The sequence below is a fragment of the Azospirillum sp. ST 5-10 genome (assembly GCF_051225715.1).
GTDB lineage: Bacteria > Pseudomonadota > Alphaproteobacteria > Azospirillales > Azospirillaceae > Azospirillum.
In genome coordinates this window covers 164,259-187,224 of the sequence record NZ_JBPJSP010000002.1, presented here as the reverse complement: position 1 = coordinate 187,224, position 22,966 = coordinate 164,259, and the positions used below count along the sequence as shown (strand labels likewise).

The 22,966-nt window shown below is 72.3% G+C and carries 17 protein-coding genes; 9 read left to right on the top strand and 8 right to left on the bottom strand.

Translation table 11 applies throughout. From position 1 onward, the window contains the following. Positions 1-11 precede the first annotated feature (11 nt). Positions 12-1,535: a hypothetical protein gene (locus ACSBPG_RS03220; protein WP_435535662.1), complete on the bottom strand. Its 1,524-nt coding sequence runs from the start codon at positions 1,533-1,535 to the stop codon at positions 12-14. A gap of 364 nt (positions 1,536-1,899) precedes the next feature. Between ACSBPG_RS03220 and ACSBPG_RS03215 the strand changes: the two genes are divergently transcribed. The 9 genes from ACSBPG_RS03215 to cysN all read left to right on the top strand — a co-directional run bounded on the left by ACSBPG_RS03215 (position 1,900) and on the right by cysN (position 14,042). Beyond that, positions 1,900-2,730 (top strand): hypothetical protein, encoded by an 831-nt coding sequence (locus tag ACSBPG_RS03215; RefSeq protein WP_435535661.1) that lies wholly within the window; start codon positions 1,900-1,902, stop codon positions 2,728-2,730. A gap of 10 nt (positions 2,731-2,740) precedes the next feature. Beyond that, entirely contained in the window at positions 2,741-4,081 is a 1,341-nt protein-coding gene (locus tag ACSBPG_RS03210; protein ID WP_435535660.1) for a lipopolysaccharide biosynthesis protein, read from the top strand. A gap of 356 nt (positions 4,082-4,437) precedes the next feature. Beyond that, complete coding sequence (locus ACSBPG_RS03205) at positions 4,438-5,142, top strand: sugar transferase (RefSeq protein WP_435535881.1); 705 nt, start codon at positions 4,438-4,440, stop codon at positions 5,140-5,142. Between the two features lie 71 nt (positions 5,143-5,213). Next, on the top strand, positions 5,214-6,425 hold the full coding sequence (locus ACSBPG_RS03200; RefSeq protein ID WP_435535659.1) for a glycosyltransferase: 1,212 nt from the start codon (positions 5,214-5,216) through the stop codon (positions 6,423-6,425). 2 nt (positions 6,426-6,427) lie between these two features. Then, the gene (locus ACSBPG_RS03195) at positions 6,428-7,597 is read left to right on the top strand and encodes a glycosyltransferase family 4 protein (RefSeq protein ID WP_435535658.1); all 1,170 of its coding nucleotides are present in this window, start codon (positions 6,428-6,430) and stop codon (positions 7,595-7,597) included. A 26-nt stretch (positions 7,598-7,623) separates the two neighbouring features. Continuing rightward, entirely contained in the window at positions 7,624-9,861 is a 2,238-nt protein-coding gene (locus ACSBPG_RS03190; protein WP_435535657.1) for a GumC family protein, read from the top strand. Between the two features lie 4 nt (positions 9,862-9,865). Continuing rightward, the gene (locus tag ACSBPG_RS03185) at positions 9,866-11,194 is read left to right on the top strand and encodes an O-antigen ligase family protein (RefSeq protein ID WP_435535656.1); all 1,329 of its coding nucleotides are present in this window, start codon (positions 9,866-9,868) and stop codon (positions 11,192-11,194) included. Beyond that, positions 11,191-12,084 carry a sulfate adenylyltransferase subunit CysD gene (gene cysD / locus ACSBPG_RS03180; protein WP_435535880.1) on the top strand — a complete coding sequence of 298 codons (894 nt, stop codon included), beginning with the start codon at positions 11,191-11,193 and terminating at the stop codon, positions 12,082-12,084. The genes ACSBPG_RS03185 and cysD overlap by 4 nt, the downstream gene beginning before the upstream one ends. Continuing rightward, a complete protein-coding gene (cysN, locus tag ACSBPG_RS03175) occupies positions 12,084-14,042 on the top strand; it encodes a sulfate adenylyltransferase subunit CysN (RefSeq protein ID WP_435535655.1) in 1,959 nt (652 codons plus the stop codon). Before cysD ends, cysN begins: the two co-directional genes overlap by 1 nt. A gap of 65 nt (positions 14,043-14,107) precedes the next feature. On the opposite strand, the gene ACSBPG_RS03170 is transcribed toward cysN, so the two are convergent. The 7 genes from ACSBPG_RS03170 to ACSBPG_RS03140 form a co-directional block, all read right to left on the bottom strand. Beyond that, positions 14,108-14,884 carry a class I SAM-dependent methyltransferase gene (locus ACSBPG_RS03170; protein WP_435535654.1) on the bottom strand — a complete coding sequence of 259 codons (777 nt, stop codon included), beginning with the start codon at positions 14,882-14,884 and terminating at the stop codon, positions 14,108-14,110. Positions 14,885-15,026: 142 nt separating this feature from the next. Then, positions 15,027-16,010, bottom strand: a complete 984-nt coding sequence (locus ACSBPG_RS03165) for an SDR family NAD(P)-dependent oxidoreductase (protein ID WP_435535653.1) — start codon at positions 16,008-16,010, stop codon at positions 15,027-15,029. 110 nt (positions 16,011-16,120) lie between these two features. After that, the gene (locus ACSBPG_RS03160) at positions 16,121-17,107 is read right to left on the bottom strand and encodes a hypothetical protein (protein ID WP_435535652.1); all 987 of its coding nucleotides are present in this window, start codon (positions 17,105-17,107) and stop codon (positions 16,121-16,123) included. A 550-nt stretch (positions 17,108-17,657) separates the two neighbouring features. Further along, positions 17,658-19,892, bottom strand: a complete 2,235-nt coding sequence (locus ACSBPG_RS03155) for a helicase-related protein (protein ID WP_435535651.1) — start codon at positions 19,890-19,892, stop codon at positions 17,658-17,660. A gap of 123 nt (positions 19,893-20,015) precedes the next feature. Beyond that, a complete protein-coding gene (locus ACSBPG_RS03150; RefSeq protein ID WP_435535650.1) occupies positions 20,016-20,828 on the bottom strand; it encodes a hypothetical protein in 813 nt (270 codons plus the stop codon). Between the two features lie 121 nt (positions 20,829-20,949). Next, positions 20,950-22,137 carry a hypothetical protein gene (locus tag ACSBPG_RS03145; protein ID WP_435535649.1) on the bottom strand — a complete coding sequence of 396 codons (1,188 nt, stop codon included), beginning with the start codon at positions 22,135-22,137 and terminating at the stop codon, positions 20,950-20,952. Further along, positions 22,134-22,964: a glycosyltransferase family 2 protein gene (locus ACSBPG_RS03140; RefSeq protein ID WP_435535648.1), complete on the bottom strand. Its 831-nt coding sequence runs from the start codon at positions 22,962-22,964 to the stop codon at positions 22,134-22,136. Before ACSBPG_RS03140 ends, ACSBPG_RS03145 begins: the two co-directional genes overlap by 4 nt. Between the last annotated feature and the right edge of the window lie 2 nt (positions 22,965-22,966).

The following is a 22,966-nucleotide window of genomic DNA, read 5'->3' as shown; positions in this document are numbered from 1 at the left end:
GGGCGGCGCCGTCACGCCGCCAGCGGGCCGCGGCCAAAGCGGGCGCGGAGAAGGTCGGGCAGGCGGACCAGCCGGAAGGCCAGCTTCTGCGCCAGCCGCACGGCGGCGTGCTCGGGCGGATTGACCGGAAAGGCCGCCAAGTCCGGCGCCAGGCGGCGGACCAGCTCGGCCTGATGGACGCCCTGGCGCCGCACCGCCTCGGGCAGCGACAGCAGCAGCGAGAACACCCGCGCGCAGTTGGCGAGGTGCACGCGCTCCGCCGCCACGAGGTCGAGCGCCTGCTCGATGTCGGCGAGCCAGCAGCCGATCCGCTGGTCGAGGTAGAAGCGGTCGACGAGGTCCACCCCGGGCAGGTCCGCCGCGGCGACCGTGCCCAGCCACGCCTCGAGGGCCCGGCGCAGCGGCCGCGCGTCGCGATGGTAGAGGCCGAGCCGGAAGGCCCCCAGCACGGCGCCGGCGCGGTCGCCGCCATGCCCGGCCATGACGCCCCCCAGCTTCCCTTCGAAGTAGCGCCGGCCGATCTCGAACATGCCGCCGCGCAGGACGACGCCCCGCCGCGGCAGCGCGTCCCACTGCCCCTGGGCGATGTAATGGCGGTCCACGTCGTCCATGCGCCCGGCCGTGTGCCGGGCGAACGCCGCCGCGGCGCCGGCGTCGCGGCCCAGCGGCCGGATGTAGAGGTGTTCCAGGCCGCAGGCCCGGGCCAGGCACGGCGGCAGCACCGCGTCGCTGCGGCTGATGGCGGAACCGTGGTCGAGCAGATCCTTGTGGAAGGTGTAGGTGGCCGGGCGGAAGCCGCTGGCCAGCGCCGCCGCGAGGACGAGTCGGGAGTCCTGGCCGGCGGTGAGCGGCACCAGGAGGTCGCCGAACCGCTCCCCCGCCGCCCGTGCCCCGTCCCGCAACAGTGCCGCCAGCTCGCCGAGGATGGTCTCCGTGTCGCCGCCGTGCAGGCCGGTGTCGACGAGACGCCGCGGCGCGACCGGCGCCTCGCCGCGCAGCAGGGGCGCCAGGCGCAGCGTCTGCGCCGGCAGCAGCCGGGCGATTCCCGGCAGGCCGGAGTGCGGTCCGGGAAACCAGTTGAGCGGGATGGCGTGGCTGATCACCGAGGCCGGACCGCCACTGCGCCCGCCCAACTCCTGCACCAGGGCGGCGGACGACGAGACGAGCGGCGTGCCGGTCCGGTCGGGACCATAGAACACCGGCAGATTGGCCCCGGCGTCGGGATGGACGGCCCCGTCGGCGATCAGCACCCAGCGGCCGAACCAGCGTTCGTGGAGCGTCGCGTCGACGGTCGTGCACCGCCGCAGCGCCTCCGCCGGCGCCGGCGCGGCCGAGTCGCACGACAGGGCATGGCCGAGCAGCCAGGCCGGCCGGCGGCGATCGCCAACCACCGGCTGGACCGGCAGCGTCGGGCAGTGGGACAGCACCCAGCCGTCGCCCACCTCGGCGTGCCGCCAGTCCGGCCGATCGACCGGCGTCCGGGCCAGCACGAACTGGCGCCGGTGAACGGCCGGTCGAACGCTGGTCGAATCCATGCGGCAGCCTCCGTCGTTGCGGCGCGCGTCCGGCCGCGCCGTCCCCGCCTGAGCAGAGCCCGACCGGACCGTGCAACCCAAGGCCCTCTTCTGAGATACCGCCGCAAGCGCGCACTCCAGAATCGGATTAACCCTTCTGTCGGTTTGATATCACTCCGCCGGAAATAGTATTGGGTGGCGCGGTCCGTTGACCATCGCCGGAGATTCTCCGTCGACGAATGATAATTCTGGCGCCGCCGTTCTCCGCGAGACAGACCCGGAGACATTTTTTAGACATCGGATTCTTGATTCTCCTGGTGCCAAGGCAAGATGGCGCCAGGGAGCGGCGCTGCAATCGAACGCATGTCCAGACTCGGGAGATGTCATGGCACGCCTTCTCGCCGACCGGATCAACCGGACCAACCTCACGGTGCTGACGGGCCGCGCCCTCAGCACCGTCGCACCGGGATTCGCCGGCCGCTGCTGCTTCATCCACCTCCCCAAATGCGCCGGCACGGCCGTCGGGCACGCCCTGCGCGCCCTCTGCCCGCTGACCGAGCGGGTGGAGGTGGTCTACGCCCGGCCGTCGCGCCGGGCCGCGGCCATGGCCTTCGCCGGGGTGGACAGCGTCGACGCCGTGCACGAGGACGGGCCGCGCAGCGAGGAGCTGTTCCGGCTGCGCGAGGCGCAGATGCTCTACGCCATGTCGCTGGAGGCGAAGCTGATCATCGGCCACTGCCTGTTCAGCCCGGCCGTCGCCCGCTTCTTCGGCGACGCCTACCGGTTCGTCACGGTGCTGCGCGACCCCGTGCAGCGGGTGCTGTCCAACTACGTCGACGCCCGCTCGGCCGGCTTCGTCACCGAGCCGTTCGAGGAGTACCTGGAGGGCGACGTCGCGCGGCGCCACGCCACCGTCAACCTGCGCTACTTCAGCGGCCGCTCCGAGATCCCCTGGGACGCCGGCGAGGAGGCGCTCGCCACGGCCGTCGACAACCTGCGCCGCTTCGCCCTGATCGGCTTCACCGACGACATGGAGGCCTTCGAGGCGGGCTTCCGCCGCCGCTTCGGCGCCGGCCTGCGGGTGCGCCATCACCGCCCGGCGCGCGGCGCCAAGCCGGAGCTGACGCCGGCCGCGCGGCGGCGCCTGGAGGAGATCTGCGCCCTCGACCGCCGCATCCACGAGGCGGCCCGCGCCATCCGCGACCAGGAACGCTGAGGGCACGCCGATGAGCGACGCCCAGACACGCACCCTGGCGGCGGGGCTGCCGGCGGCCCTGATGGGGCTGACCCGCCGCTCCGCGCCGGTCATGGCGGCGCGCATCGCCGGCGTCGGCGCCGCCTTCCTCCTGCAGCTGTCGCTGGCCCGCATGCTCGGCGCCCCCGCCTTCGGCGTCTACGTCTACGCCACCTCCTGGTGCCTGCTGCTGGGGATGCTGACGACGCTCGGCTACCAGTCCGGCACCCTGCGCTTCCTGGTGCAGCACGACGCCGGCGCCCGGCCGGGCCGGGCGCGCGGCTTCCTGCGTCTGGGCTGGGCGGTGGCGACGCTGGTCGGCGGCAGCGCCGCCGCGGCCGGCGTGGCGCTTCTGCTGGCCGGCGACGGCGGCGAGCGGACGACGGCGCTCGCCGTGGCGCTGGTCGGCGTCCCCTTCCTGACACTGATCAACCTCAACTCCGGCCTGGCGCACGGCCTGTCCCGCTTCCTGCTGGCGACGCTGCCGCGCTCGGTGCTGCGCCAGGCCGGCATGCTGGTGGTGGTGGCCGCGCTGCTGGCCGCCGGGGTGACCCTGGACGCGCCGGGCGCGGTCACCCTCTACGTGGCCGCCGCCGGGGCCATCGCGCTGGGCCAGCTCGTGATGGTGGCGGGCGAGGCCCGCCGCCGCTTCGGCACGGCGACGCCGGAGTACGAGCCCGCCCTGTGGACCGGCACCGGCATCCAGCTGATGATCCCCACCCTGTTCGCCGGCTATTTCCAGGAGCTCTCGACGATCCTCACGGGGTGGTACCTGCCCGCCGGCGATCTCGGCGTGTTCAACGTCTGCTTCCGCCTGGCCGGGCTGATCGCGCTCTTCAACCTCTCGTTCAACATGGTCGGCGGCGCCGACATCGCCCGGCACCACGCCAACAACGACCTGGAGCGGATGCAGCGCACGGCCCTCAACGCGTCGCTGATGAAGTCGTTGTTCGCCGTCGCCGGGCTCGCCGTCCTGACGGTGGCCGGCCCCACCCTCCTGTCCCTGTTCGGGCCGGACTTCACCGACGGCGCCGTCGCCCTGCTGATCCTCGGGCTGGCCTACCTCGTCATCGCCTCGGCCGGCCAGCTCCTCCAGGTGCTGTCGATCGTCGGCGCCCATCTGGCGGCGTTGCCGGTCCTCCTGGCCTCGCTGGCGGTGATGGCCGCCGGCAACGCCGTCCTCATTCCCCGCTACGGGCTGGACGGCGCCGCCGTCTCGGTGCTGCTGACGGTCCTCTTCTGGAACGCGCTGCTGAGCCTGCTGGTGCGCCGGCACGCCGGCATCGACGTCTCGCTTGCCGCCGCCGTGCGCATGCTCTTCAAGCACAGGTAGGACAGCGGCCCGCCATCGGCTTCGCCCGCTTGCCACCCAGCGACCCCGGCACGCCTCTGCGGCGGCGGCCGGGGTCGATTCGTTCTCGCAGGTCGAGAACCATAGCCCTCAATACGCCCATTGACTGATCCGTAACACTTTTCCGCACTTGAGGGGCAGTACATCCAAAGACAGAATCGCGACGCCTGAGCATCGCTCAGAGCAAAAGCGCATGTCACAAAATATAAACAGCAACCAAAATCCCAATCATCGGCCACGAGTCCAAGAGGAGGTCTTTCATGACCACTCCATGGCGTACGCCATCACAGCAAGATCTAGGGCTTACGGACAAATTTGCGGCGAATTTTTCAAGCTCGCTGATCCATGACGCGGCCCAGCGCGATCATGGCAGGGTCCTGGCTCCCCCGGCGCCGCCTCTGGCGCGGGCGGACGCCGCTCCCGGCGGCCGGGCGATCGCCGACGCTTTCAAAAGAACAGTCGACATTTTTTTCAGTTTGATCTGCCTGTTCATTGTCTTTCCGCTCCTGGTTCTCGCCGTCTACCTGATCTGGCTCGACGGCGGCGCGCCGCTGTTCAAGCAGGAGCGGATCGGCCGCAACGGCCGCCGGTTCGCCTGCTACAAGCTGCGCACGATGACGCGCGACGCCGACCGGGTGCTGGCGGAGCATCTCGCGCGCAGCCCCGAGGCCGCCGCGGAATGGGCGACCAAGCGCAAGCTCAGCAACGACCCGCGGATCACGCCGCTCGGCCGCTTCCTGCGGCGTTCCAGCGTCGACGAGCTGCCGCAGCTGGTGAACGTGCTGCGCGGCGACATGAGCCTGGTCGGGCCGCGGCCGATCTCGGAGGCGGAGATCCCGCGCTACGGCGACGACTTCGCCTGCTACACCGCCGTGCGCCCCGGGATCACCGGACTGTGGCAGGTCAGCGGCCGCAGCCGCACCAGCTACGCCCAGCGCGTCGCCCTGGACCGGCATTACGCCCACAACCGATCGTGGCGGCTCGACCTCGTCATCATGGTGCGCACCGTCCGCGTCGTCCTCACCGCCGACGGCGCCTGCTGACCGGCGGACGCCGACCGCCACCTTCCACCATCCGGGCCACCGCCCGGGCCACCGTCCGGGGGCCAATCGCCATGTCCGAGACCTTGCTGACCGTCGCCCTGCTGCTGTTCGCGCTGGCGGCGCACCCGTTCACCACCTACCCGCTGTCGCTGCTGGGCGCCGCCGCCTTCGGCCGGCCGCCGATCAGGGCACCGGCCCGGCGCGCTGCGCAGCGGACGGCCGCGCCGGCGGCCGGCGGGCGGCCGCGCTACTCCGTCGTGCTGTGCGCCCACAACGAGGAAGCCGTGATCGCCGGCCGCATGGCCAACCTGCTGGCCCTGGCGGCGCCACCCGGCGCGGTGGAGATCCTGGTCTACGCCGACGCCTGCACCGACCGCACGGTGGAGGCGCTGCGGCGGTTCGAGGGCCGGGTGCGGGTCATCGTCGGCACCAGCCATCACGGCAAGTCGGTGGGCATGAACACGCTGCTGGCGAACGCCCGCGGCGACCTCGTCGTCTTCACCGACGCCAACGTGCAGTTGACTCCCGACTGCCTCGCCACGTTCGAGGCCCATTTCGCGGATCCCGCGGTGGGTTGCGTGACCGGCCTGCTGCGCCCCAGCAAGCCCCGCGACAACGCCACGGCGGCGCTCGGCGCCGCCTATTGCCGCTTCGAACGCTGGCTGAAGCGGGTGGAGAGCGAGACGGGCTCGTGCATGGGCGCCGACGGCCCTCTGTTCGCCATCCGCCGCCACCTGTTCCGCCCGGTGCCGGCCGACATCATCGACGACATGTTCACGTCGATGTCGATCCTGTGCGACGGCTGGCGGGTCGTGCAGGGCGCCGAGGCGGTCGGCGTCATGCACTGCGTGGTGCGCTCCGCGGAATCGTACAGGCGCAAGGAGCGGATCGCCTGCCGCGCCGTCAACTGCACGCGCCACCTGTGGCCGCGGCTGCGGCGCCAGTCGCCGTGGACGCTCTACAAGTTCGTCTCCCACAAGATCCTGCGCTGGGTCGCCGGGCCGCTGCTGGCGCTGGGCGGCGTCGCCCTGGCCGCCTCGCTGGCGGCCGGCCCGCACGCCGCCTGGGCGGTGCCCGCCATGGTGGCGGTGCCGGCGGTGCTGGCCCTGGGCGCCGTCGCCGGGGTCAAGGCGGCGCGGCTGCCCTTCGAGGTCGCGGTGGCGCTGGCCGGCACCGCGGTCGGCGTCTTCAAGGCGCTGCGCGGCGACCGTTACCAGACCTGGCGGGTGGCCGAGAGCAACCGCGCCGGCCGGATCGCCGGCACCGGCGAGGCGGGAGACTGACCATGGCCCACCACATCGTCCATCTCTCCAGCGTCCACGAGTGGAACGACCCCCGCATCCTGCTGAAGGAGTGCGCGTCGCTGGCGCGGCGCGGCCACCGCGTCACGCTGGTGGTGCCCGGCGCGCCGGACGTCCCGCACGGCGGCGTCGCCTTCGCCTCCGTGCCGCGGCGGCGCAGCCGGGCGGCGCGCCTGGCGGTGACCACCGTCCAGGTCGGGTTGCGGGCGCTGCGCCTCAAGGGGGACGTCTACCATTTCCACGATCCGGAGCTGATCCCCGTCGGCATGCTGTTGCGCCTTCTGGGCAAGCCGGTCGTCTACGACATCCACGAGGACTACGTCACCGCGGTCAACCGGTCCGACTACATCCCGGCGGCGCTGCGGCCTCTGCTGCGCCGCGTCCTCGACCACGGCGAGCGCTGGGCCGCCCGCGCCTTCCGGCAGATCATCGCCGAGCGCTATTACGAGGAGCGGTTTCCCGCGGCGGTGCCGGTGCTGAACTATCCCAGCCTCGACGGCTTCGGCCGGGCGGTCGCCGCCGCGCCGCCGCCGCACCCGCGCCTCCTCTACACCGGCAACGTCAGCACCCAGCGGGGCGCGCGCGTCCACGCGGCGCTGGCCGACCGGCTGGACGGTGCCGAGCTGCACATGATCGGCCGCTGCGGCACCGCGCTGGCGGACGAGCTGGCGGCGGCGATGCGCCACCCCGACCGGCTGCGCCTGACCGGCGCCGGCCGCTACGTGCCGTTCGCGCGAATCCTCGAGGCCTACGCCGAGCCCTGGACCTGCGCGCTCGCGGTGTTTCCCGACGACGAGCACTACCGCCGCAAGGAACTGACCAAGGTGTTCGAGTACATGGCGGCGGGCATCCCCGTCGTCGCCTCCGACTTCCCCGCCTGGCGCGCGCTCGTCGCCGACACCGGCGCCGGGATCTGCGTGCCGCCGGGCGACGCCGACGCCGCGGCCGAGGCCGTCCGGCGCATCCACGCCGACCCCGCCCTGCACCGCCGGATGGCGGACAACGGCGTGCGCGAGGCCCACGCGCGCTTCTCCTGGCGCAGCCAGGAGGCGGCGCTGCTCGCCTTCTACGACCGCCTGCTCGCCGGCCCGGCGCCGGCCGTCGCTCCCGGCGACGGCCTGGCCGCCCGCTCCGGCAACCGTACAGGACGTTGATCATGCGCCAGTTGGAAACCTCCGCGATGCCCGTGAACGACGGCGCGCCCGAACTGTCGTTCTCCGAGCTCCTGTCGACCCTGTGGCGCCGGCGGTTCGCCATCGCCGGGGCGGCGCTGCTGCTGGCGGTGGCGGGCTTCGCCGTGGCCAAGGCGCTGCCGCCGTCCTACACGGCGGTGGGGCGCCTCGCCATCGAACCGGAACGCCAGCGGGTCACCAACATCGAGGCGCTGCTCACCGACGTCACGACGACGGCGGAATACATGGAGAGCGAGGCGCAGATCCTCCTGTCGCGCGACTTCGCCTGGCGGGTGATCCAGACCCTCGACCTCGCCCACAACCCCGCCTTCCTGCCGCCCGCTCCCGACGAGATGGGCTTGGTCGACCAGGCCAAGGCGGCGGTGACCGAAGCCGCCATCGGGCTGGCCGAGGGCAGCGGCCTGCTCGGACCGGGCGAGGCCCGGGCCATGCTGGACCCACCGGCCGTCAGCGACCCGCAGGCCGACCGCGAGACGCTGATCGACGCCTTCCTCGCCGGGCTGCGGGTCGACATCGTCGGCAAGTCCTGGGTGTTCGAGGTCGCCTACGCCTCGCCCGACCCGAAACTCTCCCACGACGTGGTGAACGCCGTCCTCGCCGGCTATCTCGACCGCAAGGCGGGCGATTTCTCCAGCTTCGCCAGCAAGGCCGGAGACTATCTCGAGGACAAATCGGCTCAACTGCAGCGCGAGGTCTTCGCGGCCGAACAGCGGGTCGAGGAATTCCGCTCCAATTCGGCGCTGGCCGCCAACCAGAGCGCCGCATCGCTGCAGAGCCAGATCGACAACTTCAGCACCCGCGTCGCCACCCTGTCGTCGGAGATCAACGCCGCCCAAGCGCACTACGACGCGGTGGAGCGCGCGGTCGAGGAGCACGGCAGCACGGCCGCCCTCGACGGCGTCGACAACGACCTGATCAGCGAGCTCGGGCTGCGCCTCGCCGACCTGATGGCGCAGCGCGCCGAGACCCGCGAGAAGCTCGGCCCCGCCCACCCCCGCCTGGTCGGCATCGAATCCCAGGTTGCCGAGGTCCAGGCGCGGCTGCGCAACGAGGGGCAGATCCTCATGCGCAAGCTGGCCCGCGACATCGGGTCCCTGAGCGAGGAGCGGGAATCCCTGCAGCGGACGATGATGGCGTCGCGCACCCGCCTCGCCGACCTCATGCAGGCGGAGGTGCGGCTGCGCGCGCTGGAGCGTCAGGCGGGGGCGACGCGCTCGGTGTACGAGAGCTTCCTGCACCGCGCCAAGGAGGTGGAGAACGACTACGCGCCGGTCAACGCCGACGTGGTCTCCTCGGCCAGCTACCCGGTGAAGCCGTCCTTCCCCAGGCCGTTGATGTTCGCCGCCCTCGGCTTCGTCATGGGCGGCGCCGGCGCCTCGGCCATGGCGGTGATGCGGCTGGCCCTGCTGCGCGGCTTCCGCAACGTGGAGGAGATCGAACGCGCGCTCGACCTGCCGGTGCTGGCGACGATTCCCAAGCTGCCGGGCGATCCGCTGCACGTCCCGCACCACCCCACGCGCTCCTTCGTCCACCGGCGTGCGCTGATGATGGAGGGCTACAACCAGGTGGCCAAGGCGCTGGACCTGTCGCCCCACCGCACCGAGGGGGCGCGGACCATCCTGGTGACGTCCGCCGTGTCGGGCGAGGGCAAGTCGACCACCAGCCTCGCCCTGGCCAGCCTCTACGCGCTCGCCAACCGCCGGGTCTGCGTCGTCGACTTCGACCTGCGCAACCCCTCGATCACGCACCGGCTGCAACTGCGCGACTACGAGGGGGTGGGCGACGTGTTCGCCGACGGAGCACCGCTCGACGTCGCCCTGACCACCACCGAGGAGTCGAACGTCACCGTCCTGCCGGCGGGGCGTCCGGTCGATCCCCACGGCGTCGTCACCAACGAACGGGTGCGCACCCTCCTCGGCGAGCTGGGCCAGCGCTTCGACGTGGTGATCGTCGACGCGCCGCCGGTGCTGGCGGCTCCCGACGCGCTGGTCCTCGGGGCGCACGCCATGCAGACCGTCCTGGTGATGAAGCCGGCTTCGCCCAAGAGCGAGGTGCGCGACACCGTGGGCCGGCTGGCGAAGATGGGGGCGGCCATCGACGGCGTGGTGCTCTGCCAGGTGCCGATGCGGACCGCCGGGGACTTCGGCGCCTACAGCATCAAGTACGCGTCGAAGCAGTTCCACAAGTACTACGCCCCGCGGCCCGATCTGATCGGCAGGGGGTGAGGCCATGAGCGTCAGCAGCGGGAGCGGAAGCGGCGCCCGGCGGCTGTCCGCGGCCGACCTGTTCGATCTCGGGCTGGTCTTCGGCGTCCTGGCGGTGGCCTGCGACGCCATGGCGCCGTTCCGCACCGTCGGGCCGTACGTCCTCTACGACTACCAGTGGCACCTCGCCGCGCTCATGGTGCTGCTCGTCGTCCGCAACCACTGGCGCAGCCTGGGCGACGGGCTGGTCATGGCGTGGCCGTTCGTCCTGTGGGCCGTGCTGGCGACGCTGTCGGCGCTGTGGTCCGTCGCCCCCTCGGCCTCCGCCGTCGGCGGGGTGCGCCTCGGCATGACGGTGGTGGCCGGTGTCGCGGTCGGGTTGCGGGCCGGGCCGCGGCTTCTGCTGTGGCTCGTCTTCCTGGCGCTGCTGCCGGCCACCGCGCTCAGCACGCTGGCGCTGGCGACGCACCAGCCCTTCGCCTACGTCGAAGGCGTCCCGGTCGGCGTCCTCTCCCACAAGAACCTGCTGGGCCAGCACGCGGCGTTCCAGTTCGCCACCGGACTCGTCCTGCTGATGGCCGGGCGGTCGCGGCTGCTGGCGCCCCTGGCGATGGCGGCCTCGCTGTGGCTGCTCAGCGTCGCCAACTCCGCCACCGCCGTGCTGGTCACCGTCGCCGCGCCCTTCCTCTACATGACCGTGTCGGTCGTCGGGCGCCCGCCCACGGCGCTGGTGCTGACGGCGCTGTTCGGGATCGCCGCGGCGGCGCTCGCCGTGTTCCAGCTCACCGTGCTCAACATCGACGTGGTGCGGGAGGTGCTGACGGCGGTCGGCCGCAACGAGACCCTGACCGGCCGCACCCTGCTGTGGGGCATCGGCGCCGAGGTGATCGCCGAGCACCCGCTGCTCGGCATCGGCTTCGGCGCCTTCTGGAGCGCCGACTTCCACCACCAGGCGTCGTTCATCGCGCGGATGCTGGGCGACGAGGTGCAGCACTTCCACAACGACATCGTCAATGTCGGGGTCGGCATGGGCGCGGTCGGCATCGTCGCGCTGGTGGGCGGCATGGCGACGGCCATCGTCGCGGCCATCGAGCACCGCCGGCGCGTCGCCGACGCCATGTCGGTGTGGCCGGCGCTGCTGTTTCTGATAACCTCCCTCTACGCGCTGGGCGAACATGTGCTGTTGCGCGAGCTGCGGATGACGCAGATCCTGGTCGTCGCGACCCTGGTGAGCATCGTCGCCGCCCGCCGCGCGGCGGAGCGGCCGGACCCGGTCCCGCCGGCCGCGCGCGCCGCCGTCCGCGCCCCCCGACCCGGTATCCGAGTGGACCCATGCCCGATCCCGCACGTCTGAGCCATCTGCAGCGCCTTGAGGCGGAGAGCATCCACATCATGCGCGAGGTGGCGGCGCAGTTCCGCAACCCGGTGATGCTCTATTCCATCGGCAAGGACAGCGCGGTCATGCTGCACCTCGCCATGAAGGCGTTCTTCCCGTCCAAGCCGCCGTTTCCGCTGCTCCACGTCGACACGACCTGGAAGTTCCGCGAGATGATCGCGTTCCGCGACCGGCGCGCCCGCGAGCTCGGCCTGGAGCTGATCGTCCACGTCAACCAGGACGGCCTGGCCCAGGGCATCGGCCCGTTCACCCACGGCTCCGCCGTCCACACCGACGTCATGAAGACCCAGGCGCTGCGCCAGGCGCTGGACCGCTTCGGCTTCGACGCCGCCTTCGGCGGGGCCCGGCGCGACGAGGAGAAGAGCCGCGCCAAGGAGCGCATCTTCTCCTTCCGCTCCGCCAGCCACCGCTGGGACCCCAAGAACCAGCGCCCGGAGCTGTGGAACCTCTACCAGGGCCGCATCCACAAGGGCGAGAGCATCCGCGTCTTCCCGCTCTCCAACTGGACCGAGCAGGACATCTGGCAGTACATCTACCTCGAGGACATTCCCGTGGTGCCGCTCTACTTCGCCAAGCCGCGGCCGGTCGTCGAGCGCGACGGCACCCTGATCATGGTCGACGACGAGCGCATGCCGCTCGCCCCCGGCGAGGAGCCGCAGATGCGCTGGGTGCGCTTCCGCACGCTGGGCTGCTATCCCCTGACCGGCGCGGTGGAGAGCCGCGCCGCCAGCCTGCCCGAGATCATCCGCGAGATGCTGCTGTCGCGCACCTCCGAGCGCCAGGGCCGGGTCATCGACCACGACCAGTCCGCCTCCATGGAGCGCAAGAAGCAGGAAGGATACTTCTGATGCCCGGCGATCGTCACGGGGACCAGCGTCACGGGGACCAGCGTCACGGGGACCGGCTTCACGGGGACCAGCGCGAGAGCGCCACGGCCGAGGTGGTGGCGTACCTGCGCGAGCAGGAGAACAAGGACCTGCTGCGCTTCATCACCTGCGGCTCGGTCGACGACGGCAAGAGCACGCTGATCGGCCGCCTGCTGCTCGACGCCAAGCAGATCTTCGAGGACCAGCTCGCCGCGCTCGACCGCGACAGCGCGCGCTGGGGCACCACCGGCGGCGCCCTCGACCTGGCGCTGCTCACCGACGGCCTGCAGGCCGAGCGCGAGCAGGGCATCACCATCGACGTCGCCTACCGCTTCTTCGCCACCGACCGGCGCAAGTTCATCGTCGCCGACACCCCCGGCCACGAGCAGTACACCCGCAACATGGCCACCGGCGCCTCCACCGCCGACCTCGCCGTGCTGCTGGTCGACGCCCGCAAGGGCGTGCTCACCCAGACCCGGCGCCACAGCTACATCGTCTCGCTGCTGGGCATCCGCCACGTCGTGCTGGCGGTCAACAAGATGGACCTGGTCGGCTACGACCAGGCCCGCTTCGCCGCGATCGCCGCCGACTACCAGGCCTTCGCCGAGCGCCTCGGCATCGCCCGGGTCACCTGCATCCCCATCTCCGCCCTGGCCGGCGAGAACGTCTCGGGCCCCGGCGCCGCCATGGCGTGGTGGGACGGCCCGGCGCTGCTGCCCTTCCTGGAGACGGTCGAGGTCGCCGCCGCCCGCAGCGAGGCGCCGTTCCGCCTGCCGGTGCAGTGGGTCAACCGCCCCAACCAGGACTTCCGCGGCTTCTCCGGCACCCTGGTGGCCGGCCGGGTGCGCCCGGGCGACGCGGTGGCCGTGCTGCCCTCGGCGCGCACCTCCACGGTGGCGCGCATCGTCACCATGGACGGCGATCTCGACGAGGCGGTGGCCGGCCAGGCCGTCACCCTGACCCTGGCCGACGAGATCGACGTCAGCCGCGGCGACATCCTCGCCGCCGCCGCGGCGCGGCCCGAGGTGGCCGACCAGTTCGCCGCCCACATCGTGTGGATGAACGACCACGCGCTGATGCCGGGGCGCGGCTACCTGCTGCAGTTCGGCACCCGGCTGGTCGGCGGCCAGGTCACCGAGATCAAGCACAAGGTCAACGTCAACACCCTGGAGCACACCGCGGCCAAGCGGCTGGAGCTGAACGAGGTGGGGTTCTGCAACCTGGCGCTCGACCAGGCGGTGCCGTTCGACGCCTACGCCGCCTGCCGGGAGACCGGCTCGTTCATCCTGATCGACCGGGTGACGAACGCCACGCTGGGCTGCGGCACGGTCTCCTTCGCCCTGCGGCGGGCGCAGAACATCCACTGGCAGCCGGTGGCGGTGGACAAGGCGGCGCGCGCCGCGGCCAAGGGGCAGAGGCCGTGCGTGCTGTGGTTCACCGGCCTGTCCGGGGCGGGCAAGTCGACGGTGGCCAACCTGGTGGAGCAGCGCCTGCACCGCCAGGGCTTCCACACCTACATGCTCGACGGCGACAACGTGCGCCACGGCCTGAACAAGGACCTCGGCTTCACCGAGGAGGACCGGGTGGAGAACATCCGCCGCGTCGCGGAGACGGCCAAGCTGTTCGTCGACGCCGGGCTGATCGTCCTGGTGTCGTTCATCTCGCCGTTCCGCGAGGAGCGGCGGATGGCCCGCGCGCTGGTCGAGCAGGGGGAGTTCCTGGAGGTGTTCGTCGACGCGCCGCTGGAGGTGTGCGAGCGGCGCGATCCCAAGGGCCTCTACGCCAAGGCGCGCGCCGGCGCCATCGCCAACTTCACCGGCATCTCCTCCCCCTACGAGCCCCCCGAGGCCCCGGAGCTCACCCTCGCCGCCGGAAACCACGACCCGGAGACCCTCGCCGCACAGGTCGTCGACGCCCTCAGGGCACGCGGCATCGCCTGACGCTCCCCAGCCCTTAGAGCAAGATTCACACTCCAGGTGCTTCCACCTGGAGTGTGAATCTTGCTCTAAGCGTAGCAGACGGGAACGTCCAGTTCGTGGCGGTCGCCCGCCATCGGCGGCCGGTACGGCGCCGCTGCGTTGGGGAAGATGGTCCGGTCTTCGTAGGCGTAGAGCTGAAACCGCTCGGCATAGTCGGCCGACGTCTTGATCTCGACCCTGGCGAAGTGCGCCTTGTAGCGATCGTAATAGTCACGGCCGGGAGCCCGCACGTGGCCGTGTTCGGAGGCGCATGGTTCGGGATACTCGACCGTGCGTTCCGCCACCACGGGAACGGGCAGGATCGCCACTCCGCCGGGACGCAGGACCCGGCGAACCTCGGCAAGGGCGTGGGCATCGTCGTCGATGTGTTCCAGGACGTGGGAGGCGTACACGAGATCGAACGTCGCGCTGTCGAACTGCAGGCTCCGCATGTCCGCCCGCACTTGGCCGGGCAGCGGCCGGATGTCGGCGCCAACGTAGGTCTCGAAGCGTTCCTTCAGGGTGGCGGCGAGGAACGGTTCCGGCGCGAAGTGCAGGACACGGCCGCCGCTCAGCGCGGCCGATCGGAACAGGTCGTCCAGGACGCAGCGCTGCAGCCGGTGCCGCCCCAGGGCCCCGCACTTCGGACATTGGGCATACGGCTTCGCCTCCGCGTTGCGTCCGCGCGAAAGGAACTTGCCTTCATAGCCGCAGCAGGGGCAGGCGAAGGAAGGACCGTCCTCGACGAGGAGAGCGACCCGGCGCAATTGCCGCAACCCCGTGCGCAGGGTGCCTCTCATGCGGTTCGGGACGAGTTTCGTCAAAGCCGGGATCACGGTGGTCGCCCCAAGCGGTTGGAAGCCGCGCGACAGCAGGCACAGCTTCGCACGTCTGCCCCGGGCTGTGCCAAGCCGGCCAACCGGGTGGCGCAAACGCGCCGCCGGCTATCCCGAAGAGGGGCGGACCTCAAGAAGCCGCGTGATAGGCCTTGTACCACTCGACGAAGCGGGGGATGCCGACGTCGATGGGGGTGGTCGGCTCGTAGCCCAGTTCGCGCCGGCTCGCTTCGATGTCGGCGTAGGTCGCCGGCACGTCGGCCATCTGCATCGGCTCCATGCGCTTCTCCGCGACCCGGCCGAACGCCTGTTCGAGCAGGCCGATGAAGCGCATCAGCTCCTCGCAGCGGTGGTTGCCGAGATTGAAGACGCGGTGCGGCACGCCGTGGTCGTCGGGCGGCGCCGGGCGGTCGAGCGCCGCCACGACGCCGGCGACGATGTCGTCGATGTAGGTGAAGTCGCGCTTCATGTCGCCGCCGTTGAAGACACGGATCGGCCGCCCGGCGACGATGGCGTCGGCGAAGAGATAGGCCGCCATGTCCGGCCGTCCCCAGGGGCCGTACACGGTGAAGAAGCGCAGGCCCGTCGCGGCGACGCCGTAATTGTGGGCGTAGGCGTGGGCGAGCATCTCGCCGGCCTTCTTGGTGGCGGCGTAGACCGACAGGGGCCGGTCGACGCGGTCGTCGACGGAGAACGGCAGCTCGGTGTTGCCGCCGTAGACCGAGGAGGAGGAGGCGTACACGAAGTGCTTCAGCCCGGGCAGCCGGCGCGCCGCCTCCAGCATCGCCACCTGGCCGGTGACGTTGGTGTCGACGTACGCGTAGGGATTCTCGAGGGAGTAGCGCACGCCGGCCTGGGCGGCCAGGTGGACGATGCCGCGGCAGTCCTGCACCTCGGGCAACAGGGCCTCGACGGCGGCGCGGTCGCCGATGTCGGCGTGGACGAAGCGGAATCCGGGCTTTCCGTCGAGGCGGGCGAGCCGCGCCCGCTTCAGGCCGACGTCGTAGTAGTCGTTCAGGTTGTCGACGCCGACGACGGCCTCGCCGCGCGCCAGCAGCGCCGCCGCCACGTGGGAGCCGATGAAGCCGGCCGCGCCGGTCACCACGATGGTCATGTCCTCCGCCCCTCTCTGCTGCCCGCCGCCGGTGGGTGATGCATCTAGACCATCCCGTTCTCCCGGATCAAGGCGGAACCTGCGTGCGGCGGACGGTGCCGCCACCGCCTTCAGGCGAGGACCCAGTCGGCCGAGAACGCCGCCGGAGCCACGCCCTGGAGGGTCACCACCGTTCCGCCGCCGAGATCGAGCCGCAGGCTGCCGTCGTCGGCCGGCGTCCACGGCAGCGGCGGCACCGCCGTGCCGGCCGCCAGGACGAGGCGGTCGCCGGCCGCCGCGTCGAAATCGACGATCGTGTCCGCGCCGCCGCCGGGCCCGAAGACGAAGCGGTCGGCGCCGGTGCCGCCGGACAGGGTGTCGTCGCCGACGTTGCCGCCCAGCTCGTCGTTCCCGGCCTCGCCGACGAGCCGGTCGGCCCCCTGGCCGCCGAACAGCGTGTCGTCGCCGTCGCCGCCGTGCAGGACGTCGCGGCCCTGGTGACCGAAGAGCCGGTCGGGGCCCATCCCGCCGAGGATGGCATCGTCGCCCGCGGTGCCGCGCCATTCCCGGGAATCCGCGAGGACGGCCGGCGTCGCGGCGCCGTCCGGGTCGGGACCGTAGAGCGTGCGGACGGCGGCCACGTCGAGCGCGGTCGGCAGGGCCGCGTAGCGGCCGTCCGGCGTGAGGCTGTAGGACATGACCGTGTCGCGCTGGGTGCCGGACCAGCCCAGCTCGCTCTGGTGGGGATGGGACAGGCCGAGGACGTGGCCGATCTCGTGCACCGCGATCCAGGCGGACTGCTCGCCGCCGTACAGATCGGGCGACACCGGCAGGCCGACGAAGCCCTGCGTGATCGCCGTTCCGGCGTCCTCGGTCCAGAACACCGACCAGCCCTTGGCGTTGGCCGGAGCGGCGAGGTCCCGGAGGCCGGTGATCTCGATGTCGGCGGGGCTCGTCCAGTGGACCTGGGTCAGTTCGAGGCCGCAGGCCTGGTCCCAGCCCGCCATGGCGCCGTGGATGTAGGGGGTCCACGCCTCCAGGTCGGGGTCGACGTGGTAGGTCAGAGCGGTCTTTTCCCAGCGCCAGCCGGCGGGGTACAGGATTGCATCGGGTGCCATGGTCTCGATCGTTGAGCGGACGCACGCGGCTCGCCCGACGGCGGAGCCGATGGCTCCACCGGTCTGGCCGACGCGGCGTCGTAGCGGGGGAATGGGCGGGCCTCGGCGCCCGCGGAACGCGGGCGCCTGGCGGGGTGGGGCCATCGGGAGCGCCTGCGCCGTCGGCGGCCGTCACGGCCGGCGGCCGCGGGCGGCTCCGTCAGGGTCGGGTGGTCTCGGTCCTCTCGTCGTACGGGCGCGGCGGCACGCCGGCCCCACGGCCTCGACAGCACCCGCCGTGCCAGTCGCCCGCGGCCTCCCCAGGCCGTCGGCGGCGCCGGCGCCTGCCAGGAAATTCAGACCCTTGACGGGTGGGCCGGCCGTCGGCGGCCGGTGGCGCCCCGTGAGATCGTCTCGCAGTCTGCGGGAGGCGTCGCAATGTGCAGCGCACCGCAAGACGACCGCGTACAAAGCGGCAGGATCGTCGAAGTATCCAAGACCATCGCGATCATGGTTACTGATTCATGATCGCGGCTTTTCTTCAAAAGGCCGACGACCATCGCCGCCGACGCTACGGCGCCGGCCGCCGCCCGGAGCGCTTTCCGCCGCCGCGGCCGCGCCGCGGCGCCGCACCGGCGCTCTCGCGCTCCTCCACCGGGTGGTGGAAGGGCGGGTGGCGGTGGGGCGGACCGCCGCGGCGCGGACCCTGCCGCTCCAGCCGCTGGCCGTAGCAGGCGTCGCACACCCGGAAGCGGTGGGTCGCCTTGAGGCGCGTGCCGCACACCGGACAGGCCCGCTGCAGGCTGCGCTCGGCGAGCGTGCGCTCGATGAAGGCGTTGAGCGTGGCCCGCCGTTCCTGACACAGGTCCATGTCGGGGTACGATTCCGGGAAGCGGTAGGCGAGCCAGGCGTAGGAGGTCAGCGCCTTCACCGCGCGCTCGGCCGCCTCCAGCTCGACGTCGGTGCCGACCCGGTGGGTGAACTGCTCCGCCTCCGCCGGCACCGCGTTGGGGCGGCCCTTGCCCTGGTTCATCGCCCACTGGCCGAGCATGCGGAGCTGGTTCTGGTCGCGGCTGTCGATGGGACAGCGGGCCAGCACGTCGCGCACCGCCAGCGGCAGGCGGGCGCGGTCGACCGCCAGCGCCGCCTGGATGCGCGCCTCGAGGTCGGTCATGCGGAAGGTCTGGTGGGCCCGCAGCAACTCCTGCCCGGCCGTGCGCAGCACCTTGGCCAGGCTGTCGGTGTCGAGCTCGCGGGCGATCGCCTCGACGTGGATCAGGTTGGGCGAAATCCAGGGGCGCGGGTCTTCGGGCGGCAGCGGCGGGCTGGTGAGCGCCCGGCGCACGGGGTTGATGGATTCCCCCTCGAGCACCGCCACCCGCCCCTCCTCGTGCATGCCGTAGCGCCCGGCGCGGCCGCCGATCTGGCGGATCTCCGACGGCGACAGCTCGCGCTCCTCGCGGCCGTCGAACTTCCGGGTGGTCGACAGCACGACCCGGGCGATCGGCAGGTTGAGGCCCATGCCGATGGCGTCGGTGGCGACCAGCACGTCGGCCGTCCCCTCGCGGAAGCGCCGCGCCTCGGCCCGGCGCACCTCCGGCGACAGGGCGCCGTAGATCACCGCCACCGTGTGGTCGCGGGCCAGCAGGTCGCGCCGCAGCCCCATGACGTCGCGCCGCGAGAAGGCGACCACCGCGTCGCCGCGGCGCACCTCGTCGAGCGGCACCCGCTCCTCCTGCACCTTGAGGGGCGACTTGCGGGTGAACTCGACGATCTCCAGCTCCTCGCCGGTCGCCTCCACCAGCCGCCGGATGTAGGGGATGGCGTCGGCCGAGCCGGTCATGACGATCTCCGGCGCCGCCACGCCGGCCACCGCCTGGGTCCAGGCCCAGCCGCGGTCGGGATCGCCGATCATCTGGATCTCGTCGATGACGCAGGCCCCCCACACCCGGTTGGTGTTGACCATCTCGATGGTGGAGGACACGTGCGCCGCCCCGGGGCGGACGTCGCGCTCCTCGCCGGTGACCAGGCTGCAGGGCCGGCCGCGCGACTCCAGCGCCTCCTGCCCCTCCAGAGCCAGCAGGCGCAGCGGTGCCAGATAGCAGCCGCTGTCGGCCTGGGCCAGCCGGTCCATGGCGGCGTGGGTCTTGCCGGAGTTGGTCGGGCCGACGAACAGGCGCAGCCGGCGCACCATGGCGCGCGCCGCCGCGAAGCCGTCGAGGTAGACGCCGAGGCCCGACGCCTCCTCCAGCTTGGAGCGGCGCACCCGCAGGCCGGCCCGGGCGACGGCGGTGGAGAACGCCTCCTCGAGCGCGTCGAGCAGCGCCTGCAGGCGCGGGATGCGGCCGCCGTAGGACGCGGCGCGGGCCAGCTCGTCGACGACGCCGCGCGGTTTCCACGCCTCGCCCAGCGGCGCCGCGCGTTCGGCCATGGAGGCGAACCACGCGTCGACCCGCCCCCGCCCCTTCTCCAGCGCGTTGGAGCCGAGGCAGGCCGCCTTGACCGTCTTGCCCAGCGCCTTGGCGTCGGCGCGGGTGAAGCCCTCGGGACGGACGAGGCGTTCCCACACCACCGCCTCGACCTCGGGCAGCGGGCCGACGGGCACGCGGAAGCGCAGCCGCAGGCGGCGGTCGGTCCCGGGCACCACCACCTCGTGCACCGCCGTCACCATCCAGCGGGCCGGCACGGATTCGATGTCGGCCTCGACGCCGTCGCCGCGCACCTGCGCGGCGATCAGCCGCATGGCGGCGCGGCGGTCGGCCTCGTCGGGGGCGCCGGGGATCTCGGGGATGATGTCCGAACTCATGGTGCGCTTCGTTCCTTCGCGGCCCCGGGGGCGTCCACCGGCCGAAGCTCACGGCGAAACGGAACCGATGGCAGTTCCATATGGGTGCCGGCGGCAGGGACGGCAAGCGAGGCGCGGCTGTGGTCAGGACGCCGTGGAGAGGGCCGACGCGGTCCGCGGCCGACCCTTGGCGCGCCCCGGGCCGACGATGCCCGCCAGCAGCGCGTCCATCTCGGCGACCCAGGCGCGCACCGCCTTGATCGTCCGCACCCCGGTCGCCGGCGGCAGGCCGGTGCGCGCCAGCAGCTCCTTGGGCGTCGCCGCGCAGATGGCGTCGAAGCGCAGCGCGAAGGCGGCCAGCACCGGATAGCCCTCGGCGACCAGCGCCGGCAGCGCCACCGTCGGCACGTTGCGCTGCGCGGCCTGGGCGCGCAGGTCGACCAGGGCCGGATGGCGCCCGAGCAGCGCCAGTTCGCCGTCCTTGTCGCACGGCAGCAGGACGACCCGCGCCGCCGGCATCAGGCGCGGCGCCGTCTCGACGACGCGGCGGGCGGCGGCGATGGCCTCGATGTCGGCGGTGAAGGGAACGAGCACCACCACCGGCGCCGTGTCCACCAGCTCGCCGAGGGAGGAGTCGTCGGCCCAGCTCGCGAAGTAGTCCCAGACCTGGGCGCCGAAGTCGGCGACCAGCGGCCGCTTCACCGTCAGCCACTTGACCATGGGGTCCCAGAACTCGGCCAGGCGCTTGGGCTGGGCGAGCTGCGCCTGCCAGTCCGGGGCGATCGAGAAGGTCTGGACGAACCCCTTGTCGAAGAAGCGGCCAAGTTTCGGCTGGCGGTCGTACTCGACGGCGCGCACCTCGCCGAAGGCCTTCCCGACGTGGATGACGCACATCTGCGCCAGGGTGCTCTTGCCGACGCCGCCCTTGTCGTTGGCGACGATGATCTTGACCGTCATGACCGCCCTTTCCCTCCGTCCCGACCGCCCTCGCCCGTCCCGAGCGCGAGGGCGTGCCGCCCCATCCTTACAGAGGCAACGGGCGACCCGAAAGGTGAATCGCGACGTCCGGCCGGCGCCGTCAGCAGCCGGACGATCCCTGCCCGGTCAGCCCGCCGAGCCGCCGCCACCAGCGGCCCGGTCCGGGTGCCGGTGCGGGTGCCGGCGGCGGAACCGGCGGCGGCGCGGGAGCGGCCACGTGCCCCTCGTACCAATGGCGGTAGGAGCGCGCCGGATCGCCGGCGCTGAAGGGGTCGGCGAAGGTGGCGGCGACGTCGGGATGGTGGCGCAGGAAGCTGCGCTCCGCCTTCGCCACCGGCACGCCGTCGTCGTAGGCGGCGAAGGTCCAGGGCCGGGCGCGGTCGCGCTCCTCCCCCTGGGCACGGCAGGCCTCGGCGTACCAGGCGTAGAGCGACTCCAGCGCCGGCCGGCCGCCGCCGTAGAGGCCCAGCATGGTGCGCTGGGCGCCGCTGTCGAAGCCGGTGAAATGGTAGAAGACGAGCGGCTGGCCGTTGACCGTCAGCGCGCCGCCGACCGCCCCCTCGACGCTGCGGTGGGTCAGGTTCCAGGTCGAGACGTTGAGCCCGGGGTGGCGCAGCACGCCGGTGGTGGAGAAATAGGCGGGCGCGTGGTCCAGCCATTTCTGGTCGGTGAACAGGCCGGCCGGCACGTCGTCGAAGCAGAAATGCTCCAGCCGGTGCCGCCAGAAGGCGGCGAAGCGCCGCCCCTCCGGACGGTTGGCCACGCCGACGAAGCCCAGGTTGAAGATGCCGTGGCGCATCGCCACCAGCTCGTTGTCGTGGATCGCCTGGATCGTCTCCTCGGGCTCGCAGGCGTGCGGCGTCAGCACCAGGTCGTGGCGCTCCAGCGCGTCGAGCACCGGATCGGGGCGGGCGAACAGAGCGATGTCGGGATCGAAGTAGAGGACCTTGGCGCAGCCCGGACGCTCCAGCAGGCGCTGCACCATGAAGCCCTTCACCGCGGTGGACAGCTCCACCAGCGTGTGGATGAAGACCCAGGGGCGGAAACCGTTGGGCATGACGTCCGCCGCCAGCCCGGCCGCGGCCATGGCGTCGAGGGTGTGGATCTCGTCGAAGGGCTCGGCCGCCGGGTCGAGGTCGGCCGGCCAGCCGTCGACCAGCGCCAGGTGGATGCGCGCCTCGGGCAGCCAGCGCCGCACGGACCGCGCCAGCACCCGCGCCTTGGGCAGGTAATTCGGGGCGATGCTGGTGAAGACGTGGACGCCGCCGCTTGACACAGGATGTCTCATGCCGCCCGGCCCTCCAGCACGCCGTGCAGGACGTGCCGGTTGCCGGCGAGCGCCGCCGCCACCTCGGGCCGGGCGGCGAGGCCGGGGAAGTCGGCGAGGAAGCGCTGGAACACCGCGGTGGTCTCGCGGTCGACCCGCTCGGTGCTCTCGCTGATGGTGTTGGCGCGGTGGACGCGGTAGCGCGTGAGGTAGAGCGGCACGTAGGCCGGCGTGCCGAGCGCCACGGCGCGCAGGGCGAAGTCCCAGTCGTGCACGTAACGGTGGTCGGCGAAGCCGCCGACCCGCTCCCACAGCGCCTTGGTGAACATCATGTTGGAGGTGGTCGCCAGGAAGTTCTGGCAGGCCAGCAGCGGCAGCAGGTCGCCGGCCGCCAGGAGGCGGGCGACGTCGAGACCCGGCGGGAACGGGTATTCCGGGTCGAGCGGGCCGCGCTTGCGCCCGAGCGGCCGCCCCTCCTCGTCCATGATGAGGATGTGCCCGGAGACGAAGTCGACCGCCGAACGGCGCACCCGCATCGCCGCCGTCGCGAAACGGTCCGGCAGGAACGCGTCGTCGGAGTTGAGGACGGCGATCCAGGGCTGGGCCGCCGCGGCGACCAGCTGGTTGAGGCGGGCGTGGGCGCCGGCGTTGCCGCCGCCGGGCGGCGTCAGGTCGCGCACCCGCGCCCCGTGCGGCGCGGCGATGCGCTCCAGGAACGCGGCCGAGCCGTCGCGCGAGCCGTCGTCGACCACCAGCACCTCGCTCACCAGGCGCGAGCGCAGCGCCGACACCAGGCCGTCCAGCACGTAGGGCCGATGATTGTAGACGGGAATGACGACCGAGAACATGA